The organism is Psychroflexus sp. S27, from assembly GCF_002810405.1.
Lineage (GTDB): Bacteria > Bacteroidota > Bacteroidia > Flavobacteriales > Flavobacteriaceae > Psychroflexus > Psychroflexus halocasei_A.
In genome coordinates this window covers 302,614-309,622 of the sequence record NZ_NEXQ01000019.1, presented here as the reverse complement: position 1 = coordinate 309,622, position 7,009 = coordinate 302,614, and the positions used below count along the sequence as shown (strand labels likewise).

Annotated in this window: 7 protein-coding genes; 5 read left to right on the top strand and 2 right to left on the bottom strand. The window is 31.9% G+C overall.

Translation table 11 applies throughout. The features are described from left to right. Window positions 1–263 precede the first annotated feature (263 nt). Window positions 264–611: a MauE/DoxX family redox-associated membrane protein gene (locus CAP47_RS04130; protein ID WP_100775502.1), complete on the top strand. Its 348-nt coding sequence runs from the start codon at window positions 264–266 to the stop codon at window positions 609–611. 2 nt (window positions 612–613) lie between these two features. Beyond that, on the top strand, window positions 614–916 hold the full coding sequence (locus tag CAP47_RS04125; RefSeq protein WP_100775501.1) for a TIGR03643 family protein: 303 nt from the start codon (window positions 614–616) through the stop codon (window positions 914–916). On the opposite strand, the gene CAP47_RS04120 is transcribed toward CAP47_RS04125, so the two are convergent. Next, window positions 897–1,670 (bottom strand): S1/P1 nuclease, encoded by a 774-nt coding sequence (locus tag CAP47_RS04120; protein WP_100775500.1) that lies wholly within the window; start codon window positions 1,668–1,670, stop codon window positions 897–899. The genes CAP47_RS04125 and CAP47_RS04120 overlap by 20 nt on opposite strands. Before the next feature lie 77 nt (window positions 1,671–1,747). Between CAP47_RS04120 and CAP47_RS04115 the strand changes: the two genes are divergently transcribed. The 3 genes from CAP47_RS04115 to CAP47_RS04105 are packed head-to-tail and all read left to right on the top strand — an operon-like array spanning window position 1,748 to window position 4,715. After that, a complete protein-coding gene (locus CAP47_RS04115) occupies window positions 1,748–2,671 on the top strand; it encodes an alpha/beta hydrolase family protein (RefSeq protein WP_100775499.1) in 924 nt (307 codons plus the stop codon). A gap of 50 nt (window positions 2,672–2,721) precedes the next feature. Further along, window positions 2,722–3,990, top strand: a complete 1,269-nt coding sequence (locus tag CAP47_RS04110; protein WP_100775498.1) for a DUF819 domain-containing protein — start codon at window positions 2,722–2,724, stop codon at window positions 3,988–3,990. Window positions 3,991–4,004: 14 nt separating this feature from the next. Then, window positions 4,005–4,715 (top strand): DUF4369 domain-containing protein, encoded by a 711-nt coding sequence (locus CAP47_RS04105; protein ID WP_100775497.1) that lies wholly within the window; start codon window positions 4,005–4,007, stop codon window positions 4,713–4,715. A gap of 282 nt (window positions 4,716–4,997) precedes the next feature. Here CAP47_RS04105 and CAP47_RS04100 read toward each other — a convergent pair whose 3' ends face one another. Next, entirely contained in the window at window positions 4,998–6,983 is a 1,986-nt protein-coding gene (locus CAP47_RS04100) for a protein-disulfide reductase DsbD family protein (RefSeq protein WP_410523958.1), read from the bottom strand. Window positions 6,984–7,009 lie beyond the last annotated feature (26 nt).

The following is a 7,009-nucleotide window of genomic DNA, read 5'->3' as shown; positions in this document are numbered from 1 at the left end:
CAAACACCCTACTCTCAATGATCGTGCAATGCGTTATTGCGGGTGCAAAACTACAACCTTTTTTCATCTAAACAATGAAATATTTTAAAGAAATTTAAAATAAATTTTAAACAATAGAAAATCAAAGGGTTAGAAATGGAAATATATTAAAAAAAAATAATATTGAATTTTGCTTCTCATAAAATACCAACATTTCTAAATCTTAATATAATTTTTTAATACTAATTACTTTCATGTTTTAATTTTTTATAGCTTAGTAGACTATGGATACAGGTTTAATTTTTATGTCTATTATATATGCATTTGCTGGCGCCATGCATTTTATCAAACCCAAAATGTATATGCCGATTATTCCTGACTTTCTTCCTCAGAAATCAATACTGAATTTGTTAGCAGGTTTGGCTGAAATCATTTTAGCTATTGGTTTGCTATTTAGTCAAACTAGAGCCATATCAGCGATAGGTATCATATTGATGCTTCTCATCTTCTTAATTGTTCATTTTAATATGTTGAGAAACAAGAAAACGTCAAGAGGTATTCCGCAATGGATATTAATATTAAGAATCCCACTTCAATTCTTCTTGATTTGGTGGGCTTACATTTATATATAATTATGACAAAAGAATATACAGAAAGAGAAATTGACAGGATAATAGAAATGGCGTGGGAAGACCGCACGCCATTTGAAGCTATTCACTTTCAATTTGGTGTTGATGAAAGTGATGTTATTAAATTAATGCGCAAACACATGAAAGCTTCAAGCTTTAGAATGTGGCGCAAACGCGTTCAAGGAAGAAGCGCTAAACATCAAAAATTAAGATCAGATGATGTGAATCGATTTAAGTCTTCTAGACAAAAGCATATCACTCACAACAAAATCTCTAAATCTAAAAAGATTATCCATAAATATCATTAAGGATCGTTGCTAATCGAAGACCTCCTTTTTTAAGTTGCATTCTGACGACATCAAACCAGTTATACATATATCTGTGACTTAAATTAGTGTTTTCTTCAGTCTCGGCATAAATCCTTTTAGTTAAGTCTCTTGTGCTTTCTACCCAATCTACAATTTCACCAGATTCAACAAATTTTGTTTGAGCTTTTGACAATACTGGAAGGTTATCTGTTAACTCCGTGTAGCTCATTTTGTAACTTTCAATCATTTGAGTATCCCAAACACGGTGAATATTTGATTTTTTATAAAACCATTTAACTTTGAAATCATTTCCTCCACGATCCTCTTTCAATCCAAAATGCAAAGGTTGGTGCATATCTCCTATTAAATGAACCAACATTTTAAGATGAAAGATTTTATCTTCTTCTGAAGTAGACTTATCTTTTAATATGGATACACATTTATTGATACCAATAACAATATCACCTTGTTCATTTTTTTCAGACTCATTATATGTTATGTCAAAATCAACATTCGCATAATGCCAAGCTTTGAATTCATCGTACTTTGAATCGCTTTTAATTTCATCGGCATAAGTAGAAATCATAGCTAATCCATCACCTTTAAGCAAGCGGTTAATTTTTCTTTTAGCTTTTTTAGATAAATTTTGCTCTGCCACTTCACCAATAACTCTATGACCATTTTGACCCCAATCTTCACTGGCTTTGACATTTGTGAATTGAACTAAAAACATCAATAATAATAAGTACTTCATCTTTAAATTATTTTTTTTCAAATATATAATGACGATGGAGACTTTAATTATATTTTTACATAATAAAATCTAAAAAAATGAAACACTTTCTACTTATAATTTTTCTTTGTCTCATAACAAAAATTTCTGCGCAAACTGAAACGCTAGAAATCAATCAATTTATTGAAGGGACTTTTGTGAAAATTGATAATAATGCTCCTCTAGCAATTTTAATACAAGGATCTGGTCCTACAGATCGTAATGGAAACGGATCTGGACTAAAAAGTGATCACAGTAAAATGCTTTATGAAGCGCTTAACAATAAAGGAATAAGCACATTTACATACGATAAGCGAAGTGTAAAAATGTTACGAGATCAAAATATAAACGAAACAACTTTATTTGATGATTTTGTTAATGATCAAATAGAAATCATTCAGTATTTCAAAAATAAAGGTTACTCTAACATACATCTTATTGGTCACAGTCAAGGTTCATTAGTTGCGATATTAGCGGCACAAAAAGAGAAAGTAGCTTCATTAATATCACTTGCTGGCACGTCGAGATCCGCGGACGATATTATTATTGAACAAATAGAAAAACAAATGCCACAATTGTTAGATCAAGTCAAAGACAATTTTAAAAGACTTCAAAATAATTCAGAATTAGTTGGCATGGATAATCCAGTAATCTCATCTATGTTTGCAAAACAGAATCGAAAATTCATTCTTAATTATATGAAATATGATCCTTCTGAAGAAATAGAAAAATTAAATGACTTACCAATTTTGGTCATCAATGGCTATAGAGATCTTCAAGTCCCTGTTTCTGATGCAGAAGATCTGCATAAATCTGCAAAAAACTCTGAGTTACTGATTATTGAAGATATGAATCATGTTTTAAAAATAGTTAGCGGGCAACAAGCCAATATGGAATCATACAATGATCCTGAGCATCCTGTTGCACAAAAGCTCATTGATGACATCGAAAAATTCATCAAACTACATGCTAGTTCCAATTAATTTTAGTAGTGTTGAATTTTAATTTTATTTTTAAATTTTAGATATTAATTATGGATAACCCTTCTGCTTATTTTAACAATGATGCGATTGTTTTAGGTATTTTGATGCTCAGTATTGGGCTTATTTTTTTTACATCATCCAAAAAAATAGGATTCTGGGCTAAATTTTACAAATTTGTCCCTGCTTTATTAATGTGTTATTTAATTCCTGCAATTTTTAATTCTCTAGGAATTATTGATGATTCTACTTCTAATCTATACCATGTCTCGAGTCGTTACTTTTTACCAGCTTCACTTGTTTTAATGACAATTAGCATTGATTTAAAAGCGATAAAAAATCTGGGCTTTAAAGCATTAATTATATTTTTTACAGGAACAGTCGGTATCGTTATCGGTGGTCCTTTAGCGATACTCATCATCTCTACATTCTCTCCTGAAACTGTTGGTGGGCAAGGTTTTGATGCTGTTTGGAGAGGCTTATCAACATTGGCAGGGAGTTGGATTGGCGGTGGTGCTAACCAAGCCGCAATGTTAGAAATTTTTAAATATAATCCTGAAAAATATGGCGGAATGGTGCTCGTTGATATCGTTGTTGCTAATCTATGGATGGCGATTATTCTTTTAGGAATAGGTCGAAAAAATGCGATTGACAAATGGTTAAAATCTGATACAACAGCTATTGAAAATTTAAAAGAACGCGTGACAAACTACACAAAAAGCGTTTCTCGCAAACCTAATCTAACAGATTATATGGTGATGTTAGGTATTGCTTTTACAGCTGTCGGGATTGCACACTGGGGTGCTGATGGAATTTCATCATATTTGACGACAAATTTTGATGTCTTCAATGATAAATCATCCTCTTTATCTTCATTTACATCTAAATTCTTTTGGATGATTACAATAGCCACAACTATTGGAGTGGCTTTATCTTTCACAAAAGCCAAAAAATATGAAGGTGCTGGCGCCAGTACTTTAGGAAGTGTTTTTATTTATTTTTTAGTAGCAACTATTGGTATGAAAATGGATTTAAGTATGGTTTTTGAAAACCCTGGCTTAATCCTTATTGGTTTAGTTTGGATGGCTATACACGCTGGTTTATTGATCTTGGTCGCTAAACTGATTAAAGCGCCTTATTTCTTTTTGGCAGTTGGAAGTCAAGCAAATGTTGGTGGTGCCGCTTCTGCTCCAGTTGTTGCAAGTGCATTTCACCCATCACTAGCAAGTGTTGGTGTTTTACTTGCTGTATTTGGCTATGTTGTCGGTACTTATGCTGCTTTATTAACGACCTTTTTAATGGAAGGCGCATCTAATTTATAACTCACATATTACTCATGAAAAAAATACTATTTAGCTTACTTACCTTGTCTCTGATCATTTCTTGCGAATCTTCAAAAAATTCTAATTTGAATGTCACAGGTTATGTTGATGGTTTAAAAAAAGGACAGTTATTTTTAGAAAAATATGCTGATTCTAGTTTTCAAAGTGTAGATTCTCTGAAGATAAATGGAGACGCGCACTTTAATTTTGAAGCTCACATTGATGAACCGCAAATTATGTTTTTGAGGTTAGACGATAACAGTGGTGACGAAAATCAAGAGATCATCAAGTTTTTTGCTGAAACTGGTGATTATGACATTCAGACTAAAATGAAAAACTTCTCAAACAAAGTAAAAATCAAAACAATCTCTAACAATCATTTGAAGTACGAAGAGTACAATGAGATGATAGATAAGTTTAATAATAAAAACCTTGATCTGATTGCTGCTGGTTTAAAGCTAGATGAAACTAACGAGAATGACATCAAGCAGATTGATAGCTTAACTAAGCAATATAATTCTCTTCTTAAAAGAAAATATCTTTATACAGTCAATTTTGCTGTCAATAATAAAGATTTAGAAGTTGCACCTTATGTCACTGTCGCAGAAATCTATGATGCCAATGTGAAATACCTAGATACGATTTACAAAACATTAAATCGTAAAGTCAAGAAATCTTTGTATGGAAAAGAGTTAAAAGACCTTATAGAACTTCGAGAAGAATAGCATTAAGCACAAGCCTCAAAATTTTTATAACCATTTAAGAATAACATCTTAAATGGTTTTTTTGAGTATAATATCGAAGTCATAAAGAAGATTATAAATGTGAAAGATATTACTCTTGAGTCTCTTATTTATATCCTACTTAGTAAAAACACATTCTTCAAAACATAACGCTTTCAGTACTTCTTTGAAATAATATTTAATGCAAATTAATCGACCATAAAAAAAGCGACCTCATCAAGAAGTCGCTTTTTGTAATTGCTATTAAGGTTTTAAAAAATCTACTTATGATTTATTAAAATTCTCAACACCCTTTCTTAACCATGCAAGATATTCATCAGAATCTGATTCATAACCTGAAGGCGAGTTTAAGAGTTCAAGCTCTGGTGACAATAATGAGTAAAATGGCTGAGAATTATTTTTAAAATTAAGCGTCTGAAAAGTCGCCCATTTATCTCCTACTGTACGAATATACTTTACAGTTCCATTTTCACGCTCAATTGTGAACTTCTCATCTTCAGATAATTCTTTTCTTTCATCGATATAAAGAGAGATCAAAATGTACTCGTCATTTATTGTTTCATAAACTTCAGGAACACTCCAAACTTGCTCTTCCATTTTACGACAGTTAACACATGCCCAGCCAGTAAAGTCAAGTAATATCGGTTTGTTTTGAGCTTTTGCAGCCGCTACACCAGTTTCAAAATCATGATAGGCTTCTAAACCCAATGGACCGTTACCCTCATTTGCATCTGATGGATAAAGACTGTAAAATAATGGCGGCGGGAAACCACTTAATAATTTTAAGTTGGCATATGATGTATTTGTTAAACCAGGTAATAAATAAACTGTAAATGCTAAACAAACTGTAGCAATCATTAATCTACCTTTAGATAAAGGTTGTTTTGGTCCATCATGTGGAAATCTAATTTTACCAAATAAATAAAGAGTTAATAAAATTCCGACGACAACCCAAATTCCGATGAAAATTTCACGTTTTAAAAAGCCCCAATTTTCAACTAAATCAGCGTTTGATAAGAATTTAAATGCTAATCCAACTTCTAAAAATCCAAGTACAACTTTAACTGTATTTAACCAACCTCCACTTTTTGGTAATGAATTTAACCAATTAGGGAATAAAGCAAACAATGCAAAAGGTAAGGCTAATGCTAAACCGAATCCTGCCATTCCAAAACTCAATAACATTGCGCCGCCGCTTGCTGAAAGTGAACCTCCTAATAAAGATCCTAAAATTGGACCTGTACATGAGAAAGAGACAATAGCCAGCGTCAATGCCATAAAGAAAATACCAATAATTCCACCAACACTTGTTGCTTTTTGATCTAACTTATCACTCCAAGAGTTTGGCAAAGTGATTTCATAATAACCAAAAAATGAAAAGGCAAACACCATAAAAATCACAAAGAAAATGATGTTTAAAGTTGTGTTTGTTGAAATATTATTAAGAATCTCAGGGTTAACAGAGTCTAACAAATGAAAAGGTAAACTCAACAAAACATAAATTGCAAAAATGAATACACCATAAAGAATAGCATTCATCATACCAACACGTTTATTTGTTGCACTTTTTGTAAAAAATGAAACCGTCAAAGGAATCATTGGAAAAACACATGGTGTCAATAAAGCGATGAAACCTCCAATAAATCCTAAGAAAAACACTGTCCATATTGAAGATTCTTCTTCACTTCTTTCTAAATCTTTAGAAAATGATTTGGTATTTTTAATATCAACTTTAAGCTCATTCTTAAGTTCAGAATCAGCTTCAGTAATTTCAACTTTTTCATTATCAACAAGAGTTAAGGCTCCATCAACAACTTCATAAGTATAATACTTTTGATCTTGTGGTAAACATTTTTCATCATCACAAACAGAGAAAAGAATTTCTAGGTTAAGCTTTTCACTTCCTTCAAGAACTTTAATTTCCTGCTCAAAAGTGACTGACTCTAAGAAGTATTTTAAATCCGTTTGAAAAATTTCATCATAAGCTTCTATTCCCTTTGGTTCTGAAGTTTCACCTATAATTTCATAAGCTTCATTTCCTTCAAAAGAAAAATTTAACTCGGTTGGTTCTGGTCCTAGTTCACCTTCTTTTAATAAACGTTGTGATGGTAAATGCCATCCGTCAACTAAGTTTGCTGTAACCTTAACGATGTAAACATCCTCAGAATCTTTTTCAACTTCCGTTGAAAAGCTAATCGGATTTACCTCGCCTCCTGGGTTACTACCAAATTGTGCATTTGCACTAAACATGACACCTAAAAAGGTGAATAAAAACA

Coding starts and splice junctions, on each gene's coding strand:
- CAP47_RS04115 (WP_100775499.1), top strand. CDS start 1,748: ATGAAACACTTTCTACTTATAATTTTTCTTTGTCTCATAACAAAAATT.
- CAP47_RS04125 (WP_100775501.1), top strand. CDS start 614: ATGACAAAAGAATATACAGAAAGAGAAATTGACAGGATAATAGAAATG.
- CAP47_RS04110 (WP_100775498.1), top strand. CDS start 2,722: ATGGATAACCCTTCTGCTTATTTTAACAATGATGCGATTGTTTTAGGT.
- CAP47_RS04130 (WP_100775502.1), top strand. CDS start 264: ATGGATACAGGTTTAATTTTTATGTCTATTATATATGCATTTGCTGGC.
- CAP47_RS04100 (WP_410523958.1), bottom strand. CDS start 6,983: ATGTTTAGTGCAAATGCACAATTTGGTAGTAACCCAGGAGGCGAGGTA.
- CAP47_RS04105 (WP_100775497.1), top strand. CDS start 4,005: ATGAAAAAAATACTATTTAGCTTACTTACCTTGTCTCTGATCATTTCT.
- CAP47_RS04120 (WP_100775500.1), bottom strand. CDS start 1,670: ATGAAGTACTTATTATTATTGATGTTTTTAGTTCAATTCACAAATGTC.